Raw genomic sequence first — 17,504 nt, 5'->3', positions numbered from 1 at the left:
TGCTCGCCAGTGTAAGTCGGTAGGAGGCTATTCGATAGCCTCATAAGGAAGACCGACGTAGTTTTCTGCAATGGTTTTTCGACCCGCTTCGGAGCCGACAAAATACTCCAGCTCCGACTCGGCAATGCGCTGGCTAAAGGCATCGTGGTCATCGAAACGGTGCAGCATCGAGGTCATCCACCAGGAAAACCGCTCGGCCTTCCACACCCGGCGCAGGCAGATTTCCGAGTATTTCTCCAGCAGATCAAGGCGATCGTCGCGGTAAACCTTGAGCAGGATGTTGAACAGCGTGCTGACGTCACTGGCCGCCAAATTCAGGCCCTTGGCGCCGGTGGGCGGGACAATGTGCGCGGCGTCACCGACCAGGAACATGCGCCCGTACTGCATGGGTTCGACGACGAAGCTGCGTAGCGGCGCGATGCTTTTTTCGATGGACGGGCCGGTCACCAGTTTGTCTGCCAACTGTTGTGGCAGGCGCGACTTGAGTTCGTCCCAGAAGCGTTGATCCGACCAGTTATCCACATGATCGCTGGTGGGCACTTGCAGGTAATAACGGGTGCGCGTCGGCGAGCGCATGCTGCACAGGGCAAAACCGCGCTCGTGGCGGGCGTAGACCAGCTCTTCGTGGGCCGGCGGGGTGTCGGCCAGGATCCCGAGCCAGCCGAACGGATAGATCCGTTCGAAGACTTTCAGGCTGTCGGCTGGAATCGATTGCCGTGCCACTCCATGGAAGCCGTCGCAACCGGCGATGTAGTCACAATCGAGACGATACAGTTCGCCGTCTTTCTCAAAAGTGACAAACGCTTCGTCGGTTTTCATGCCATGGGGAACGACGTTGTCGGCTTGATAAATCGTCTGCGCGCCGGCCTCCCGACGAGCGGCCATCAGGTCGCGGGTGACTTCGGTCTGGCCGTAGATCATCACGGTCTTGCCACCCGTCAGGGCGTGCAGATCGATGTGTACCTGGCGTCCGTCGAGGGCCAGTTCGAAGCCGCCATGGACCAGTCCCTCGGCGTCCATGCGCTGACTCACACCGGCCTGACGCAACAGCTCTACCATGCCTTGTTCAAGCACGCCGGCGCGGATTCGGCCGAGCACATAGTCCGGGGCCTGACGTTCGAGAATAAGGGTGTCGATGCCGGCGTTGTGCAGCAATTGGCCGAGCAACAAGCCAGAAGGGCCTGCACCAATGATGGCGACTTGGGTTTTCAGCGTTTTCATTGTTCTTATGACTCGCAAGCTTCACGCGACCAGGGCCGGTGAATTATTTTTATGGATCGAGTGCTTGCATTTTTCCCTTGCGAGTCTGTCAATTGAAGGTGAAAACTGAGCCGATAGCTGTACATTCTGCCAATCGGTGCGATTATCGCCCGTCATCTACTCCGAGGCCTGGATTGAAGTGATGAACAAGCCTGACCTGCCTTCGATTCCGGTGTTCAAGCTCTACGGTGAAAGCCTGGATTGGCCGACCCCTGACTTGCTGCACTGTGAAACCATTTCCAAACGCAGTCGCGAACATCATTGGGAAATCAAACCTCACCGCCACGCTGATTTGTGCCAGTTGCTCTTCGTGTTCAAAGGTCAGGCCGAGCTTGAAATCGAAGGCAAGCGTACGCAACTGTTGGAACCGGCCATCCAGATCCTGCCACCGCTGTCGGTGCACGGCTTTCGCTTTTCCGAGGACGTGGAAGGGTTTGTCGTGACCCTGGCCGCGCCGCTGATCGCCCACCTGCAGATGCAGTTGGGGCAATCGGTCAATGCCCTGGCCCAGTCCGAAAGCTACCCGGCAGGCAAGGACGCCGAGTACCTCAACAGCCTGTTCAGCGCCTTGCAGAACGAATACACCAGCCATCAACCGGCGCGGGAAATGCTCATGCATTCGCTGGTCAGTGTGATCGTGGTGTGGGTCAGTCGCCAGGTGATCCAGCGCCGCACCGCCATGGCGCGACCGCAGCGGGCCCGGGAATACCTCAACGGGTTTATTCAGCTGGTGGAAGAGACCTATCGCCAGCACGTCAAGGTCGAGGACCTGGCGCACCGACTGGGGATTTCCGTGTCCCACCTCAACGGCACCTGCCGTGAGCTGGCGGGGCAACCGGCGTTGCAGATCATGCACGAACGGCAATTGCTGGAGGCCAAGCGTTTGCTGACCTACACCAGCATGACCATTTATGAAATGTCCGACGTGTTGGGGTTTTCCGATCCGACCAACTTCACGCGCCTGTTCCGGCGTCGTGTGGGGATTTCGCCCAAGGTGTTTCGCGACCGCTTGAAGGCCGATCAGGACAACGAAGCCTGACCCCCTTCGTTAGCGGAGGGCGTTGAGGGTGGCGTTGTGGGGGATACAGCGCTCGAAGTTGCAGCTCGCGTATTCACGGGGCAGGTTGCGCAGTTGCTCGACGCGCCAGGCCGCAGCTCCGTATAGCCCGAGCGTGACCGCACAGGTGATGAAAATCGCGAGGTATCTTCTTGTTTTGATGTTCATGGCGTTGACCTCTGAACGAATACCTTTCGGTATTACTTTGAGCATAGGTCAGCGCGGGTGAGTTACCAGCAAAGCACGTTATGGATGTACCGCGACATTCAGAACCCTGATACCTCCCACAGGGTTTCCATTCACAACCCGATATCCCACTCCGGTTCTTCGGGAAACCTCACCACCAGAAAATCCAGCAAGCTGCGCAACGCCGCCGGCATGTGTTTGCGCGAGGCATATACCGCATACACGTTCATTTGCCGGGGTTCGGCCGTCGGCAGCAGGCGAATCAATTCGCCGCTGTGGATGTACACGCCGGCCTGGTACGTGGGCAGCATCGCCACCCCGGCGCCGGCGATCGTTGCACGCAGCAGCGTGCTGGCCTCGTTGGCGCTGATGTTGCCCTGCACCGGTACTGAAACCTGCTCGCCGTCCTGCTCGAAATGCCACAGGCTTTTGCCGAAGTAGGAGTGGGTCAGGCAATTGTGCTGGCTCAGGTCCTCGACCCGTTGCGGCGCCGGATGCTCGCGCAAGTAAGCGGGGGACGCGCAGATCACCGAGCGGCAAACCGTCAGGCGGCGGGCAATCAGGTTCGGGTCCAGGTCGTTGCTGGTGCGGATCGCCAGGTCGATGCGCTCATCCACCAGGTTCACGGTGCGGTCGAGCATCTGCATGTCGATGCTGACGCCGGGGTAGCGTCGGACATACGCAGCCATGGCATCGGCCAGTTGCGCCTGGCCGAAGGAGGTGCTGACGCTTATCCGCAGCAGGCCGCGCGGTGCGTCATCCGGTTCGCTGACGGCGGCCTGCATGTCGGTGGACAAGTCGAGCATCTGCCGACAGCGGGGCAGGATCTCGGTGCCGGCGGCGGTCAGGCTCAACTTGCGCGTGGTGCGATGCATCAGGCGCGCGCCGACCCAGTCTTCCAGTTCCGCCAGATACCGCGATACCACCGGCCGCGACAGCTCCAGATGATCGGCGGCGGCCGACTGGCTGCCGAGGTCGACCACCGTGACGAACACGCGCATTGCTTGTAGACGATCCATGATTTGCCCGCTTTCAGAAACAAACTATGTTCAAGCATCGCATTTTTTGTACTGACTCAGGCAACTAAGCTCTGTTCCATCGCCAAGCAAGGCATTTGGACAACGGAGCAACAGATGATCGGTTTCACCACTTTAAAGCGCATTGTGCTGGCGGTCGCCGCCCTCGGTTTCTCCGCCCATGCAGCCGCCTCGACCCTGACGCTGGATGTCTACAATCCCGGCGAAAAAGCCATCTTCCCAGTGACCTCGGTACTGGTCAGCGGCGAGAAAGAAGCGATCCTGGTGGATGCGCAATTCGGCAAATCCCAGGCCGAACAGGTGGTGGAAAAAATCCGCGCCAGCGGCAAGCAACTGACCACCATCTACATCAGCCATGGCGATCCGGATTACTACTTCGGCCTCGACACCCTGACGGCTGCGTTCCCCAAGGCCAAAGTCCTCGCCTCACAGCCGACCGTCGACCACATCAAACGAACCGTCGACGGCAAACTGGCGTTCTGGGGCCCGAAAATGGGCACCGACGTGCCGGCCAAAACCATTGTGCCGGGTGTGCTCAAGGGCGACAGCCTGATCCTTGAAGGGCAGAAGTTGCAGGTAGTTGGTCTTGAGGGCCCGCAGCCGGATCGCAGCTTTGTGTGGATTCCGTCGATCAAGGCGGTAGTCGGTGGTGTCGTGGTGGCGCAAAACATTCACGTGTGGATGGCTGACACGCAAACGCAACAGTCCCATGCCGATTGGTTGGCTACGCTGCATTCCATTGAAACCCTGAAACCGCAGATGGTGGTGCCGGGTCATTACCTCGGCGAGAGCGATCGCTCCCTGGCCGCCGTGCAGTTCACCGCCGCTTACATCAAGGCCTTCGACGAGGAAACCGCCAAGGCCAAGGATTCTGCCGCGCTGATCGCGGCGATGAAGAAACGCTTTCCGACCCTGGGTGATGAAAGCTCCCTGGAACTGAGCGCCAAGGTCGCCAAGGGCGAGATGAAGTGGTAACCGGAAGTACATGAAGCCGAAGCAACTTTTGAGATGAAAGTGATTACCTGTGGCGAGGGGGCTTGCCCCCGTTGGAGTGCGAAGCGCTCCCCTGCATTCTTCAGCTACACCGCATGCAGTAGGTTTTACGACTGCTACGCAGCCGAACGGGGGCAAGCCCCCTCGCCACAAAGGTTACATCGATCGCACAAGTTACAAGTCAACCCACTGGAGAACGTCATGAGCAAAATCGCAATCATCGGTGCCACCGGTCGTGCCGGTAGCCAACTGCTGGAAGAAGCCCTGCGTCGCGGTCACAGCGTTACCGCCATTGCCCGCGATACATCGAAAATAGATCCGCGTGAAGGTGTGGTCAGCAAGGCCGTCGATGCCCTTGATGCCGCTGCGTTGCAAGCTGCAATTGCGGGCCATGACGTGGTTATCAGCGCGGCGCATTTCGCCACGCTGCCTGCCAGCGCAGTCGTAGGCCCGGTGAAAAAAGCCGGGGTCAAACGTCTGCTGGTGGTGGGCGGGGCGGGTTCGCTGCTATTGCCCGATGATACTCGAGTGATCGATAGCGAAGGTTTCCCTGAGGCTTACAAGGCAGAGGCCAGCGCCGGTGCAGAATTCCTCGCAAGCTTGCGTGAAGAGCGGGATCTGGACTGGACCTTCCTGTCGCCATCGGCCGAATTTGTCGAGGGCGAGCGCACGGGGAAATTCCGCCTCGGTCAGGATGATTTGCTGGTAAGCAGCGAAGGGCGCAGCTGGATTACTTTTGCCGACTACGCGATTGCAATGCTCGACGAAGTGGAAGCGCCGAAGCATTCGCGGCAGCGGTTTACCGTCGGATATTGAGTTCACTGGTCATTTGTAGGAGTGAGCCTGCTCGCGATAGCAGTGGAGCAGTCAACATTGATTTTGAATGTGAATCCGTCATCGCGAGCAGGCTCACTCCTACAGGGTGGAGCATCAGAGTTGTACGGTTTTACCGCGACTGCGCCTGCTCCACCAACCAGCCCATCAATTCCCTCAACTTCGGCGAAGGTCCTGGTTTTTCGGGGAACACCAGGTAATACGCAAGTCCGGTCGTCACTTTCAATTCGAATGGCATGACCAGCCGCCCGGCGTTCAGGTCATCGCCGATCAGCGACCAGTCGCCAATCGCCACCCCCGTTCCCTGGGACGCCATCGACATCGCCAGGTCCAGTGTTTCGAAATGCTGGCCCTTGCCGACATTGGTCAAATGCACATCCGCGGCTTTCAACCAGGCTTTCCAGTCCCGTTCGTCGCGGGTCGGGTGCAGCAGCAGGTGCTGTTGCAGATCGGCTGGGGCCTGCAGGGGCATAGGGCCTTCGAGTATCGGTCTGGAACACACCGGCGTGAGTTGTTCGTCGAAGAGTTTTTGCGACATCAATGAATCGTCCGGCGGTGCGCCGTACATCACCGCCGCATCGAATTGCTCGCGATGAAAATCCACGCCGTGCTTGACCGTGGTGGTCAGCTCCACCGGTACGTCCGGGCGTTCCCGTTGCCATTGCAACAGACGCGGCAGCAACCAGCGCATGACGCAGGTCGGTGCCTTGAGTTGCAGGGTTTCGCGCTTCTCGCCGATCTGTTCAACGGCCTCGTCGATCAGGCCGAAAATCTGCTGCACCCGTGGCAGCCATTCCCGTCCCTCGGCTGTCAGGTCCAGGCCTCGGGCCAGGCGGATGAACAGTTCATAACCCAGATGATCTTCCAGCCCGGCGATCTGTCGACTCACCGCGCCCTGGGTGATGTGCAGCTGTTCGGCGGCCCGGGTGAAATTGCAGCACTGCGCGGTAATCAGAAAAGTGTGCAGCGCCGGCAGGGGAGGCAGTCGTTTCATTGGGATCCAAGGTATGACGTGAGGACATGGCTAGTATGACTTTTTATCCATTGTTGCGGCTACCTGTCGCCCGTTCCAATGAGGCCATTCCCGGGCCTGCAAATCCAATCTAAACACAGCGCACGCCCGGCGTCTCAAACGAACAAAAAGGGCAACGACATGGCGACGTGCGGCGAAGTATTGGTCAAGTTACTCGAAAACTACGGGGTCGAGCAGGTGTTCGGCATTCCGGGGGTGCATACCGTGGAGCTGTATCGCGGGCTGGCCCGTTCGAGCATCAACCACGTCACGCCGCGCCACGAACAGGGCGCCGGTTTCATGGCCGACGGCTACGCCCGCACCAGCGGCAAACCGGGTGTGTGCTTCATCATCACCGGCCCTGGCATGACCAACATCACCACCGCCATGGGCCAGGCCTATGCCGATTCGATCCCGATGCTGGTGATCTCCAGCGTGCAATCGCGCAGCCAGTTGGGCGGCGGTCGCGGCAAGCTGCATGAGCTGCCGAACCAGGGCGCACTGTGCGCCGGTGTCGCGGCGTTCTCCCACACCCTGATGTCGGCTTCCGAGCTGCCGGGCGTGTTGGCCCGTGCCTTTGCGCTGTTCCAGGCGGGCCGTCCGCGTCCGGTGCACATTGAAATTCCGCTGGATGTCCTGGTTGAAGAAGCCGACGACTTGCTCAGCAGCCTGCCGGTCAACATCGACCGCGCCGGTGCTTCGCCGAGCGCCGTGTCGCGCATGACTGAATTGCTGGCCGGCGCCAAGCGTCCGCTGATTCTCGCCGGTGGCGGCGCCATCGACGCGGCCGTCGAACTGACTGAGCTGGCAGAACTGCTGGACGCGCCGGTCGCCCTGACCATCAATGCCAAGGGCATGCTCGCTTCCGGCCACCCACTGCTGATCGGCTCGACCCAAAGCCTGGTCGCCACCCGTGCATTGGTCGCCGAGGCCGACGTGGTACTGGCCATCGGCACCGAACTGGCCGAGACCGACTACGACGTGACCTTCGCCGGTGGCTTCGAAATTCCTGGCAAGTTGCTGCGCGTCGATATCGACCCGGACCAGACCGTGCGCAACTACCCGCCACACGTGGCACTGGTGGCCGACTCGCGTAACGCCGCCCAGGCTTTGCTCAGCGCCCTGTCGGACAAACCCCTGGCCGAGCGCCGCAACGATTGGGGGCAAGTACGTGCCGCTCGTCTGCGTGAAGACCTGGCCGCGGCCTGGGACGCACCGACCCTGGCCCAGACCCGTTTCCTCGAAACCGTGCTGCATGAACTGCCGGACGCGGTGTTCGTCGGCGATTCGACCCAGCCGGTGTACACCGGCAACCTGACGTTCAACCCGGAGCGTCCGCGTCGCTGGTTCAACTCGTCTACTGGTTACGGCACCCTCGGCTACGCCTTGCCGGCGGCGATTGGCGCCTGGCTGGGTGGCCGCGTCGAAGGTGGCGCGCGTCCTCCGGTGGTGTGCCTGATCGGCGACGGCGGCCTGCAGTTCACCCTGCCGGAACTGGCCAGTGCCGTTGAAGCGCGCACCCCGGTGATCGTGCTGCTGTGGAATAACCAGGGCTACGAAGAGATCAAGAAATACATGGTCAACCGCGCCATCGAACCGGTGGGCGTGGACATCTACACCCCGGACTTCATCGGTGTAGCCAAGGCATTGGGTTGTGCTGCTGAAGCGGTCAGCAGTGTCGAGCAGCTGCGCGGCGCCTTGCGTGTGGCCACCGATCGCCAGGGGCCGACCCTGATTGAGATCGACCAGACCCAGTGGATGCAGGCGGTGTCGAAATGACTTTCCCTACGACCCTGGATGGCCTGTACATCAACGGCCAATGGTCGGCCGGCAACGAACACCTGCGTGTGATCAACCCGGCGACCGAAGCCCTGTTGACCACCGTCAATGGCGGCGATGAGCGCGCCGTTGATCAAGCCGTGAGCGCGGCGACCCAGGCGTTCGCCGACTGGTCGAAAACCACGGGCGTCGAACGCGGTGCGATTCTGCGCAAAATTGCCGTGGGCGTGCAGGCCAATCGTGAAAAGCTGATGCACTTGCAGTCGAGCAACAACGGCAAGCCGCAATTCGAAGCCGCAATCGACGTCGATGACGTGATTGCCACGTTCGAGTATTACGCCAGTCTGGCCGAGGGGCTGGATGCGAAACAGGACTGCGCCATCGAGCTGCCGACCGACGATTTCAGCGCTCGCCTGCGCCGTGAGCCGTGTGGTGTGGTCGGCCTGATCGTGCCGTGGAATTTCCCGATGGTCACCACCGCGTGGAAACTCGCCCCGGCCCTGGCCGCCGGTTGCTGCGTGGTGCTCAAACCTTCGGAAGTGACGCCGCTGCCGGAGCTGGAACTGGCGGCGATCATTGCTGAAGCCGGGTTGCCAGCAGGCGTGTTCAACCTGGTGTGCGGCACTGGCCTCGCGGTTGGCGCGCCCCTGTCGGCAGACTCGCGCATCGCGAAAATTTCCTTCACCGGCAGCAATGCGGTCGGCGTGCAGGTCATGCAACGGGCGGCGGAAACCGTCAAGGGCGTTAGCCTGGAACTGGGCGGCAAATCGTCGTTGCTGGTGCTGGCCGATGCCGATCTCGACCTGGCGGTGGAAGTGGCCTGTGGCGGTGGTTTCTTCAACGCCGGGCAGATGTGTTCCGCCACCAGCCGCGTGCTGGTCGCCGATGAACTGGCCGATGAATTCCTGAGCCGAGTGAAGGCTCGTGCCGAAACGATTCGCGTGGCTGACCCGTTCGACCCGAACGTGGAAATGGGCGCGCTGGTCAATCAGGCGCAATACCAGCGCGTGCTCGGTCACATCGATCGCGGTTTGAGCGCCGGCGCCAAGCTGGTTTGCGGTGGCAATCGCCCGGCCGACCTGCCGCGCGGATATTTTTTGCAGCCGACGGTGTTCACCGAAGTGCCCCTCGACAGTGCGCTGTGGTGTGAAGAGATTTTCGGCCCGGTGATCTGCGTGCGCAGTTTTGCCTCTGAAGCCGAGGCGATTGCCCTGGCCAACGACAGCCAGTTTGGCCTGGTCGCCAGTGTGGTGACGCGCAATGCCGAAACCGCCGACCGCGTCGCCAACGCTTTGCAGGCGGGGCTTGTGTGGATCAACGCGCCGCAGGTGATCTTCCCGCAGACCGCCTGGGGCGGCTACAAGCAGAGCAGCATCGGCCGCGAATTGGGGCCGTGGGGCTTGCAGGCTTTCCAGGAAATCAAACACGTAATCCGGGCGGTCTGAAGGCACGAAAAAGGTGAGCACATGCCTCCTGTTGAGGCATGCGCTGGCGTCATGGCTTCAATGAGTTTTTATCGATAGTCAGGTGTTTTACACGACCTCAGGATGAACTCGCTGGCTCAGCCAAGCCCCCGAAAATACGAGGGATAACGCTGATCCAGTCGCGCGGATGCAACAGTTTCGACCTGCCTCATACCTACAAAAACAAAGGGAGTCCGTAATGGGCGAGCATGATCTGAACAGACGTCAATTTATCAAGACCGTGGGCGTAGCCTCGGTTGCAGCGGCAGCCATGAGCATGCCGTTCATCAAAGCCAATGCCAGCGACACACGTTTTGCCGGCAAGACCCTGCGTTTGCTGACCTGGTCCGATGACACCGGCCTGGCTGCTCTGCGCAACATCGCCGCGACCTTCGAAGACAAGTACGGCTGCAAGGTCATCGCCGACCGCACCGGCAGTACCTCGGAAATGGTCGCCAAGCTCAAGGCCGGCGGTGATCGTCCGCAGTACGACATCATCACCCTGGCAGGTGTCGGCGCCGAAGGTCTGGCCGCCGCCAACCTGCTGGAAAAACCCGACCTCAACCGCATTCCCAACCTCGTCGATGTACCGGAGAAATACCGCACCGGGGCCAATGGTCACGGTATCGGTTACCTGCTGTGGTGCAACAGCCTGGTCTATAGCACCCGCACCCAGAAACAAGCGCCGGACAGCTACGCGGCCCTGTGGGATCCAGAACTGGCCCCGAACATCTTCCTGCCGCCGCCGAACTGGACCGAGGCCATGGACCTGATCATCATCGCCGCCAAACTGGCCGGTGGTGACGAACACAACATCGAGCCTGGCTTCAAGAAACTCGCCGAGCTGAAAGATCGTGTGGTGACCCTGGGCGAAAACCCCAACCAGATCGCCGAACTGTTCCGCACCGGTTCCCTGGACATGGGGGGCCTGTACGCACCGGCCTTCTTCCCGAAACAGATCCGCGACCCGAACTACGGCCTGGGCGCCACGTTCGGCATGAAGGAAGGTTTCTACACCGACCTGATGCTCTCGGTAATGCCGAAGAACCGTCCGGGCGATACCGACATGGCCTACGCCTTCATCAACCACTCTCTGGACCCGCTGGTGCAGGGCAAGATGGCTGAAGACATCTATAACGGCCCGGTCAACGCCAAGGCGATCATCTCCGCCGAAGCACGCAAGAGCCCGTACATCCTCACGCCGGAGCAGATTGCCGAGAAGGCGATCATGCACGACAACGCCTTCCTGGCGACTGTGCATGACCAATGGATTCGTCGTTACACGGAAATCTTTTCTTCCTGATTTCTGAGGTTCAAAGATCTTTTGTGGCGAGGGAGCTTGCTCCCGCTCGGCTGCGCAGCAGCCGCAAAACCAGGCACTGCGATCCATCTGGATCAACGCGGTGAGTGATTGGGGCCGCTTCGCGACCCAGCGGGAGCAAGCTCCCTCGCCACAGGTTCTTGCTCAATCTCAGTCTTGCTGCTTTCCATTGACGAGACCCTTTGCTATGGAACACCAACCTCTGACTCATCCGGTGAGTGCCGCCCCCGTGCGCGCCGCTCGGGGTGTTTCGCCAACGACGCGCGCCTGGCTTTTCCTCTCGCCGTCGATGCTGTTTCTTGGCGTACTGATTGCCGCGAGCCTCCTGGTACTGCGCATGAGCGTGGGCACCAAAGGCGCGGAATGGTCCGGGTTCAGCCTGGCCAGTTACGCCCAGTTGCTGGAACCCTATTACCTCAAGTCGCTGATGCTGACCCTGCGCCTGGCGCTGATCAGCGCGGTGATCGCAGTGATCCTGGCGATCCCGGTGGCCTACACCATGTCGCGCCTGACCTCGCCGTTCGTGCGGCGGATCTTCCTGGCGGCGGTGTTGCTGCCATTGCTGGTCAACCTGCTGCTGCAAAGCTACGGCTGGCTGGTGATCCTCGGCCCCGGTGGCATGCTCAACCAGACCCTGATGGGCCTGGGCCTGATCAAGCGCCCGATCATGCTGTTGTACAACCAGAACGGTGTGTTGATGGGCCTGGTGCAAACCGCCTTCCCGCTGGCCGTGTTGCCGATTGCCAGCGCCATGCGCGGTGTCGCCCGCAGCTACGAAGAAGCTGCCGCCACCCTCGGCGCCAGTCGCTTCCAGGTGTTCCGCCAGGTGGTATTGCCGATGAGTCTGCCGGGGATCATTACCGGTGCGACCCTGGTGTTCGCCTACAACGCCAGCAGTTTCGTGGTGCCCTTGCTGCTCGGTGGCCGGCGCGTGCCGATGCTGGCGGTGATGGTGCATGACCAGATCGCCCCGCTGATGAACTGGCCCGCCGCATCCGCTGCCGGTGTGGTGCTGATCGTCACCACCCTCGCGATCATGACCTTGTCCGAATACATCACTGGCCGTCGTCGCCGCATGCTGGAGGCTTCGCAATGAGTACCCTGATCAAGAAGCGCCAGTCGCTGTTGCCGGGTGATACCGGCAAGTTTGCCGGCATCCTTTCGGGCTTCATCCTGCTGCTGGCGGTACTGCCGATCCTGACCATGATCGTCATGTCGTTCAGCGGCGCGTCGAACCTCGACTTCCCGCCGAGCAGCTACAGCCTGCAATGGTACAAGGCCGCCTGGCACACCTTCGTGTCGCCGGACGCCAGCGATGTGCTGAGCCTGGGCAAAGCCATGTCCACCAGCCTGATGGTGTCCTGCCTGACCATGGTCTTCGCGACCATCATCGCGGTGCCGGCGGCGTATGCCCTGACCCGTTGCGAGTTCCGTGGCAAGGCCGTGGCCCTGCAATTGATGTCGTTGCCACTGGTGTTCCCGATGGTGGTATTGGGGCTGGCGTTGCTGCTGGTGTTCGACAGCCTGCCGTTCCAGATGACCACCTCGCGCCTGGTGATTGCCCACGTGATCCTCGCGTTGCCGTTCGTGGTGAAGAACTGCACGGCGGCTATGCTCTCCATCGGCAGCGAAGTCGAAGAGGCCGCGCAAATGCTCGGTGCTTCACCGCTGCGGGCGATTGTCGATGTGGTAGTGCCGTTGATGAAGTCGGGGATCTTGGCGGGCATGCTGCTGGCGTTCATCGTCTCGTTCAACGAATTCACCGTGACCTATTTCCTCTACACCATCGACGTCATGACCGTGCCGATCTGGATGTACAGCCGCACCGTGTCTTCGCTCGACCCAACCGTATTTTCGTTTGCCGTGCTGATCGTGCTGATCGACTTCGTCCTGATCTGGGCGCTGGAGAAGCTAGTCGGTGAAGGTGGCGTTTCGTTCTAGCTTCTGCCTGGAGGTGCCTGCGCTCGATCATGCTGCGTTAAAAGTCAGCTCAGAATGCTCATTGACTAAAGTCAACTCCGCTTCTTCGCAGACTTTTGCCTTGCCTGATCTTCGCTCGGCAACCTCCAGCCAGAACCATTATTCTTGAGGTGATTCACATGTCTGGTCTGATTCTGGAAAACGTCGAGAAACATTACGGCTCGGCCTGCGCGGTAACGGATGTGAACCTGCATTTGCCCGAGGGCAAACTGGTGTGTTTCCTCGGCCCTTCGGGCTGCGGCAAAACCACTTTGCTGCGCATGATCGCCGGCCTTGAAACCCTGACCGGCGGCGAGATCCGCCTGGACGGCGAAGACATCGGCAACACCCCGGCGCACCTGCGCAACTTCGGCATGGTGTTCCAGTCCCTGGCGTTGTTTCCGCACATGACTGTGGGCGAGAACATCGCCTATCCGCTGAAACTGCGCGGGGTCAGCAAGGCTGACCAGCAGGCGCGGGTGGTGGAGTTGCTGGAACTGATCCAGCTGCAAGCGATGATCAATCGTCCGGTGGCCAAGCTGTCCGGCGGCCAACGCCAGCGCGTGGCGATTGCCCGGGCGATTGCCTCGCACCCGAAAATCCTTCTGCTCGATGAACCGTTGTCGGCGCTGGACGCCAAGCTGCGCGAGTCGATGCAGGTGGAAATCCGTCAACTGCAACAACGCCTGAACATCACCACCATCATGGTGACCCACGACCAGCGCGAGGCCATGACCATGGCCGATATCGTGGTCGTATTGGGTGAGCACAAGGTGCAGCAGGTGGGCACGCCGATCGAGATCTACCGGCACCCGGCCAACGAGTTCGTCGCGGATTTCATCGGCTCGGGCAACATCTTCCCGGCCACGGTGCTGGGTAACGGCAAGGTCAGCTTGCCGGGCGGCGATGCGCTGCAAGTACCGATCTGCAGCAGCATTGTGGCCGGTGAAAAGGTGAAGATGCTGATTCGCCCGGAAGACCTGCAACTGTCGGCTCCGCAGGCGACAGCGGGCAACCGTCTACTGGGCAAAGTGACCTTCGTGCGCGATATCGGCGCGACCATCGAGACCACGGTGGAGTGTTCCGGGGTGTCGTTTACCGCGCTGAGCACGCCTTGCCAGGGCTTTGGCCTGAGTGTTGGTCACCCGGTGTCGGTGACCTTGCCGGTGGAGGCCTGCCGGGTACTTGGGGCCTGATCCGGATTTGATGTTGGCCTCACTGGCCTCATCGCGAGCAGGCTCGCTCCTACAGTTGATCTGAAGTGTTCACAAGTATTGTGTTCGCAGGAGATCCAATGTGGGAGCGAGCCTGCTCGCGATGAGGCCGGTACTGGCTGCAAAAAAGCCGGATCAGACCGACAAGCGCAACCGCGCCAGATCCCGCAACGGCGGAGCCCCGAACAACCGGCTGTACTCCCGGCTGAACTGCGACGGACTTTCATACCCGACCCGATACCCCGCCGCCGAAGCTTCCAGCCCTTCGGCCAGCATCAACCGCCGTGCTTCCTGCAGGCGCAACTGCTTCTGATACTGCAACGGACTCATCGCCGTCATCGCCTTGAAGCGGTGATGCAGCGTCGACACGCTCAGGTTCACTTCCTTGGCCAAATCATCAATGCGCAACGGCTGTTCAAAATTGCTGTTGAGCCATTTGATCGCCTGGCTGATGCGATGGCTTTGACTGTTGGCGATGGCGATTTCGTACAGCCGATGCCCCTGTTTGCTGCGCAACAGGCGATAGAGGATCTCCCGGCGAATCAGCGGCGCGAGCATGGCGATGTCTTTTGGCGTGTCCAGCAACCGTGCCAGACGCAGCACCGCATCAAGCATGGCGGTGTCGAGTTTTTCGACATACAGCCCGCGCCCGGTCGGCCGGGAAGGCACGCCGAGAGGCCCGGCGTCGGCGATCAGTGCGGTGATTTCCGCCGGGTCGATGTCCAGGCGCAAGGCCAGGATCGGTTCCTCAGGCGAGACATCCACCACCCGTCCACTGAGCGGCATCGAGACCGAGACCACCAGGTAGTTCAACGGGTCGTAGTTGAAGTACTCGTTGGCCAACTGAACTTCCTTGCGCCCCTGGGCCATGATGCACAGCGCCGGTTGCGCGAGCACCGGGGCGAACTCGTGGGACTGGCTGTGGCGTGACATGAATAGCGAGCCGATGGCCGTGGCATAACTGCCATCTTCGGCGGTGTTGCGGCGAATGATCGCCGCCAGTTCCGCACGCTGCTTTTCCATGTCGGTGTCCAGCGGGGCTTGAAAGTGATCGAGCGACGACATGCGAGGCATCCTCGGCAAGGCATGGAAGGAATGGAGCAGAGCATAAGTTTGTGCAAGTGGCAGCGGTAGACACATCCTGTCAGATGCTTGCCTGATTCTGCTCGGGGTCGACCGGCGGTGTAGCCACTAGAGCCTTGTGCCGCAAGAACTTGCTTGAAACTCGTGTGGCAGAACCGTGACAGGGTTTTACAGCTTGTTACAGGCTGGCGATGCAGTTTCGCAGGATTGTGCAACGCGCCGGCAGGAATCGACTAACGAGACAGGCGTCGCGGCCCTTAACCTTTGATCCTGTCGCAGCCCGTCCCCCGGCTGCCACGCGACTCCCCGGGAGGGTTGAACATGTCCACGCAAATCCCCGTCAGTCATATGGCCTTCGTTCGAGCGCGCGCCGGGCGTTCGACGGAACTCGGTGTGCGCCTCAGCGCCCTGATCGAACCATCCCGCGCAGCGCCAGGCTGCCTGAGCTTTGCCTTGCAGCATTCGCAGTGCGACCCGGAACTGTGGCTGGTGTCCGGTTTCTGGAGCAATCAACAGGCCATGACCGCGTACTTCAGCACGCCGGCGATGGAGATTTTTGCCGAGCTGGTGCAGGAGCTGGTGGTCAACAGTCTGGATTTCCACACCTTCAAGGATGTCTCGGCGGCGCAGGCCCTGGGGCAGTCCGCAGTCGCGGTACACAAACTGGCCGGTTGAGGGTTTAATGACAGCATCTCAACCAGCCAGGACTCGCGACATGGCACGTAAAGCCTTTGATCACTTCGAAGCTGTTTCCGCTGTAGTACCGGGCGAGGGTGGTTACCACGCCGCTATCGCCGTCAAAGCGCTGGGTGGTTCCGGCGCCCCGCGTTTTCACAAAGTGCTGGAAGGCCAGACCTTCAAGACCGCTCATGAGGCCGATGATGCGGCCGCCAAGGAGCTGACCCGTCTCAAGGACGTCAAGGAAAACACCGACCTGCTCTGGTGATCACTTCACCGCCCCCGGGCGGTACATCTTGAATAACGCCTCAGGCCCCAGCTGGAAATAATCCGCCGGCCCGCCGCCGCGCAGAATCGGTTCTGCCGCGGCGGTGTCGTATATCCCATCCTTCAACAGCCATTTGGCGATATGCACGGCGACCACTTCGCCGAGGATCAGCCAGCTCGGCACCACATTGCCGTCCGCCCGTTGCAACTGGATGATCTGCGTGACCTTGCACTCGAAGGACACCGGGCTCTCGGCCACCCGTGGCACCTGAATGACCTTCGAGGCAGCGGTTGTCAGCCCGGCCAGTTCGAATTCGTTGACCTGAGGCTTGACCATGGCGCTGCTCTGGTTCATCTCCTCGGCCAGCGGCCGCGTGGCCAGGTTCCAGGCGAACTCGCCGGTTTGTTCGATGTTGTTCAGGCTGTCTTTGCGCCCGACGCTGGAAAAACCAATGATCGGCGGGATGTAGTTGAAGGCGTTGAAGAAGCTGTAGGGCGCCAGGTTCAAGCGGCCCTCGGCATCCTGTGAAGAAATCCAGCCGATGGGGCGCGGGCCGACGATGGCGTTGAACGGATCGTGGGGCAGGCCGTGGCCGTTGGCGGGTTCGTAGAAGTGGATGTCGTCGGGCATGGGAAGTGTTCCAGAGGGCAACATTTGAAGAGCGGACATAGTGCTAGGGCCAGACGCTGATTTCCAGTCTGATATAGAGCCCTGTGGGAGCGAGCTTGCTCGTGATTGCGGACTGACATTCAGCATAGATGTCGACTGAATGTCAGTCATCGCGAGCAAGCTCGCTCCCACAGGTTTTTCGGCCAACCCTGAGATTTGCTTTACCCCAGAAACGACTAAGCCCGGCCGAAGCCGGGCTGTGAGTTTCCCTCCACGATCAGCCGATAGCTTCAGCGCTACCGGTTTTGTCGAAACCGTCGGCAGCGACAGCGCCCGCGGTGCCGGTTTTATCGAAGCCGTCCGAGGCATAGGTGCCCGAGTGGCTGCGTTCGATGGCGGCGCTGGCACCGGATTCGAAGGAGGCCGAGCCGGTTTTGTCGTAGCCATCGGCGGCGAACGTGTTGGCGGCCAGTACGGAAAGGGCCAGGGCAAGGATCAGTTTGGTTTTCATGGTGGTGACTCCCGTCTCGTTGGCGTTTTGTGAAAAAAGCCAAGACGCCAGATATATCGATTAAATTTCGCAATTAAATCCTGCTACTTATCGATTAATTGGATGTTAAGGCCGTCAGGCTTTTTCGCTTTCAAGGACTGAGTGAGCGCATCGCAATGAATCGATCAGGCCGTTAAAGGTTGGGCGGCAAGCATTAACACGTGATTAATCGGCTCTTTTACCTGGGTGACAGATTTTTCA

At 60.5% G+C, this 17,504-nt stretch carries 18 protein-coding genes; 11 read left to right on the top strand and 7 right to left on the bottom strand.

The features are described 5' to 3' along the window. Window positions 1–27: 27 nt before the first annotated feature. Complete coding sequence (gene pobA / locus KGB07_RS05805) at window positions 28–1,221, bottom strand: 4-hydroxybenzoate 3-monooxygenase (protein WP_223464890.1); 1,194 nt, start codon at window positions 1,219–1,221, stop codon at window positions 28–30. Between the two features lie 181 nt (window positions 1,222–1,402). Here pobA and KGB07_RS05800 point away from each other — a divergent pair, with 181 nt between their 5' ends. After that, on the top strand, window positions 1,403–2,299 hold the full coding sequence (locus KGB07_RS05800) for a helix-turn-helix domain-containing protein (protein ID WP_223464888.1): 897 nt from the start codon (window positions 1,403–1,405) through the stop codon (window positions 2,297–2,299). Window positions 2,300–2,308: 9 nt separating this feature from the next. Here KGB07_RS05800 and KGB07_RS05795 read toward each other — a convergent pair whose 3' ends face one another. Then, entirely contained in the window at window positions 2,309–2,485 is a 177-nt protein-coding gene (locus KGB07_RS05795) for a hypothetical protein (RefSeq protein WP_162837843.1), read from the bottom strand. 131 nt (window positions 2,486–2,616) lie between these two features. Then, a complete protein-coding gene (locus KGB07_RS05790; RefSeq protein WP_221174493.1) occupies window positions 2,617–3,522 on the bottom strand; it encodes a LysR family transcriptional regulator in 906 nt (301 codons plus the stop codon). Between the two features lie 114 nt (window positions 3,523–3,636). Between KGB07_RS05790 and KGB07_RS05785 the strand changes: the two genes are divergently transcribed. After that, a complete protein-coding gene (locus KGB07_RS05785; RefSeq protein WP_046042154.1) occupies window positions 3,637–4,515 on the top strand; it encodes an MBL fold metallo-hydrolase in 879 nt (292 codons plus the stop codon). 219 nt (window positions 4,516–4,734) lie between these two features. Then, window positions 4,735–5,349 carry an NAD(P)-dependent oxidoreductase gene (locus KGB07_RS05780; protein WP_046042155.1) on the top strand — a complete coding sequence of 205 codons (615 nt, stop codon included), beginning with the start codon at window positions 4,735–4,737 and terminating at the stop codon, window positions 5,347–5,349. Window positions 5,350–5,479: 130 nt separating this feature from the next. Here the strand turns inward: KGB07_RS05780 and KGB07_RS05775 are convergent, their stop codons facing one another. Next, window positions 5,480–6,361, bottom strand: coding sequence for a LysR substrate-binding domain-containing protein (locus KGB07_RS05775; RefSeq protein WP_046042156.1), 882 nt, complete (start codon window positions 6,359–6,361; stop codon window positions 5,480–5,482). A 159-nt stretch (window positions 6,362–6,520) separates the two neighbouring features. On the opposite strand from KGB07_RS05775, the gene KGB07_RS05770 reads away from it, so the two are divergent. The 6 genes from KGB07_RS05770 (at window position 6,521) to KGB07_RS05745 (ending at window position 14,097) form a co-directional block, all read left to right on the top strand. Then, the gene (locus KGB07_RS05770; protein WP_223464886.1) at window positions 6,521–8,158 is read left to right on the top strand and encodes a 5-guanidino-2-oxopentanoate decarboxylase; all 1,638 of its coding nucleotides are present in this window, start codon (window positions 6,521–6,523) and stop codon (window positions 8,156–8,158) included. Beyond that, window positions 8,155–9,603: an aldehyde dehydrogenase family protein gene (locus KGB07_RS05765; protein ID WP_046042159.1), complete on the top strand. Its 1,449-nt coding sequence runs from the start codon at window positions 8,155–8,157 to the stop codon at window positions 9,601–9,603. Before KGB07_RS05770 ends, KGB07_RS05765 begins: the two co-directional genes overlap by 4 nt. A 217-nt stretch (window positions 9,604–9,820) precedes the next feature. Next, complete coding sequence (locus KGB07_RS05760) at window positions 9,821–10,924, top strand: ABC transporter substrate-binding protein (RefSeq protein WP_007986100.1); 1,104 nt, start codon at window positions 9,821–9,823, stop codon at window positions 10,922–10,924. Between the two features lie 205 nt (window positions 10,925–11,129). Continuing rightward, window positions 11,130–12,038: an ABC transporter permease gene (locus KGB07_RS05755; protein WP_046042160.1), complete on the top strand. Its 909-nt coding sequence runs from the start codon at window positions 11,130–11,132 to the stop codon at window positions 12,036–12,038. Continuing rightward, window positions 12,035–12,883: an ABC transporter permease gene (locus tag KGB07_RS05750; RefSeq protein WP_223464884.1), complete on the top strand. Its 849-nt coding sequence runs from the start codon at window positions 12,035–12,037 to the stop codon at window positions 12,881–12,883. Before KGB07_RS05755 ends, KGB07_RS05750 begins: the two co-directional genes overlap by 4 nt. A gap of 158 nt (window positions 12,884–13,041) precedes the next feature. Further along, a complete protein-coding gene (locus KGB07_RS05745) occupies window positions 13,042–14,097 on the top strand; it encodes an ABC transporter ATP-binding protein (protein WP_150757246.1) in 1,056 nt (351 codons plus the stop codon). Between the two features lie 153 nt (window positions 14,098–14,250). Here the strand turns inward: KGB07_RS05745 and KGB07_RS05740 are convergent, their stop codons facing one another. Beyond that, on the bottom strand, window positions 14,251–15,180 hold the full coding sequence (locus KGB07_RS05740; protein WP_046042163.1) for an AraC family transcriptional regulator: 930 nt from the start codon (window positions 15,178–15,180) through the stop codon (window positions 14,251–14,253). Between the two features lie 339 nt (window positions 15,181–15,519). On the opposite strand from KGB07_RS05740, the gene KGB07_RS05735 reads away from it, so the two are divergent. Both KGB07_RS05735 and KGB07_RS05730 read left to right on the top strand, forming a co-directional pair. Next, a complete protein-coding gene (locus KGB07_RS05735) occupies window positions 15,520–15,873 on the top strand; it encodes an antibiotic biosynthesis monooxygenase family protein (protein ID WP_046042164.1) in 354 nt (117 codons plus the stop codon). Window positions 15,874–15,913: 40 nt separating this feature from the next. Beyond that, entirely contained in the window at window positions 15,914–16,144 is a 231-nt protein-coding gene (locus KGB07_RS05730) for a hypothetical protein (protein WP_110661890.1), read from the top strand. Here the strand turns inward: KGB07_RS05730 and KGB07_RS05725 are convergent, their stop codons facing one another. Then, on the bottom strand, window positions 16,145–16,774 hold the full coding sequence (locus KGB07_RS05725) for a flavin reductase family protein (protein WP_223464882.1): 630 nt from the start codon (window positions 16,772–16,774) through the stop codon (window positions 16,145–16,147). Window positions 16,775–17,030: 256 nt separating this feature from the next. Then, window positions 17,031–17,264 carry a hypothetical protein gene (locus KGB07_RS05720; protein ID WP_046042167.1) on the bottom strand — a complete coding sequence of 78 codons (234 nt, stop codon included), beginning with the start codon at window positions 17,262–17,264 and terminating at the stop codon, window positions 17,031–17,033. Between the last annotated feature and the right edge of the window lie 240 nt (window positions 17,265–17,504).

Source organism: Pseudomonas sp. GL-RE-26, assembly GCF_019956275.1.
Lineage (GTDB): Bacteria > Pseudomonadota > Gammaproteobacteria > Pseudomonadales > Pseudomonadaceae > Aquipseudomonas > Aquipseudomonas grandcourensis.
Note: the sequence above shows the minus strand (reverse complement) of the source record. Positions and strands in the feature narration are given on the sequence as shown.

Bases quoted from the DNA above. Each gene is read 5' to 3' on its own strand.
- pobA (WP_223464890.1), bottom strand. From the start codon at position 1,221: ATGAAAACGCTGAAAACCCAAGTCGCCATCATTGGTGCAGGCCCTTCT.
- KGB07_RS05800 (WP_223464888.1), top strand. From the start codon at position 1,403: ATGAACAAGCCTGACCTGCCTTCGATTCCGGTGTTCAAGCTCTACGGT.
- KGB07_RS05795 (WP_162837843.1), bottom strand. From the start codon at position 2,485: ATGAACATCAAAACAAGAAGATACCTCGCGATTTTCATCACCTGTGCG.
- KGB07_RS05790 (WP_221174493.1), bottom strand. From the start codon at position 3,522: ATGGATCGTCTACAAGCAATGCGCGTGTTCGTCACGGTGGTCGACCTC.
- KGB07_RS05785 (WP_046042154.1), top strand. From the start codon at position 3,637: ATGATCGGTTTCACCACTTTAAAGCGCATTGTGCTGGCGGTCGCCGCC.
- KGB07_RS05780 (WP_046042155.1), top strand. From the start codon at position 4,735: ATGAGCAAAATCGCAATCATCGGTGCCACCGGTCGTGCCGGTAGCCAA.
- KGB07_RS05775 (WP_046042156.1), bottom strand. From the start codon at position 6,361: ATGAAACGACTGCCTCCCCTGCCGGCGCTGCACACTTTTCTGATTACC.
- KGB07_RS05770 (WP_223464886.1), top strand. From the start codon at position 6,521: ATGGCGACGTGCGGCGAAGTATTGGTCAAGTTACTCGAAAACTACGGG.
- KGB07_RS05765 (WP_046042159.1), top strand. From the start codon at position 8,155: ATGACTTTCCCTACGACCCTGGATGGCCTGTACATCAACGGCCAATGG.
- KGB07_RS05760 (WP_007986100.1), top strand. From the start codon at position 9,821: ATGGGCGAGCATGATCTGAACAGACGTCAATTTATCAAGACCGTGGGC.
- KGB07_RS05755 (WP_046042160.1), top strand. From the start codon at position 11,130: ATGGAACACCAACCTCTGACTCATCCGGTGAGTGCCGCCCCCGTGCGC.
- KGB07_RS05750 (WP_223464884.1), top strand. From the start codon at position 12,035: ATGAGTACCCTGATCAAGAAGCGCCAGTCGCTGTTGCCGGGTGATACC.
- KGB07_RS05745 (WP_150757246.1), top strand. From the start codon at position 13,042: ATGTCTGGTCTGATTCTGGAAAACGTCGAGAAACATTACGGCTCGGCC.
- KGB07_RS05740 (WP_046042163.1), bottom strand. From the start codon at position 15,180: ATGTCGTCGCTCGATCACTTTCAAGCCCCGCTGGACACCGACATGGAA.
- KGB07_RS05735 (WP_046042164.1), top strand. From the start codon at position 15,520: ATGTCCACGCAAATCCCCGTCAGTCATATGGCCTTCGTTCGAGCGCGC.
- KGB07_RS05730 (WP_110661890.1), top strand. From the start codon at position 15,914: ATGGCACGTAAAGCCTTTGATCACTTCGAAGCTGTTTCCGCTGTAGTA.
- KGB07_RS05725 (WP_223464882.1), bottom strand. From the start codon at position 16,774: ATGCCCGACGACATCCACTTCTACGAACCCGCCAACGGCCACGGCCTG.
- KGB07_RS05720 (WP_046042167.1), bottom strand. From the start codon at position 17,264: ATGAAAACCAAACTGATCCTTGCCCTGGCCCTTTCCGTACTGGCCGCC.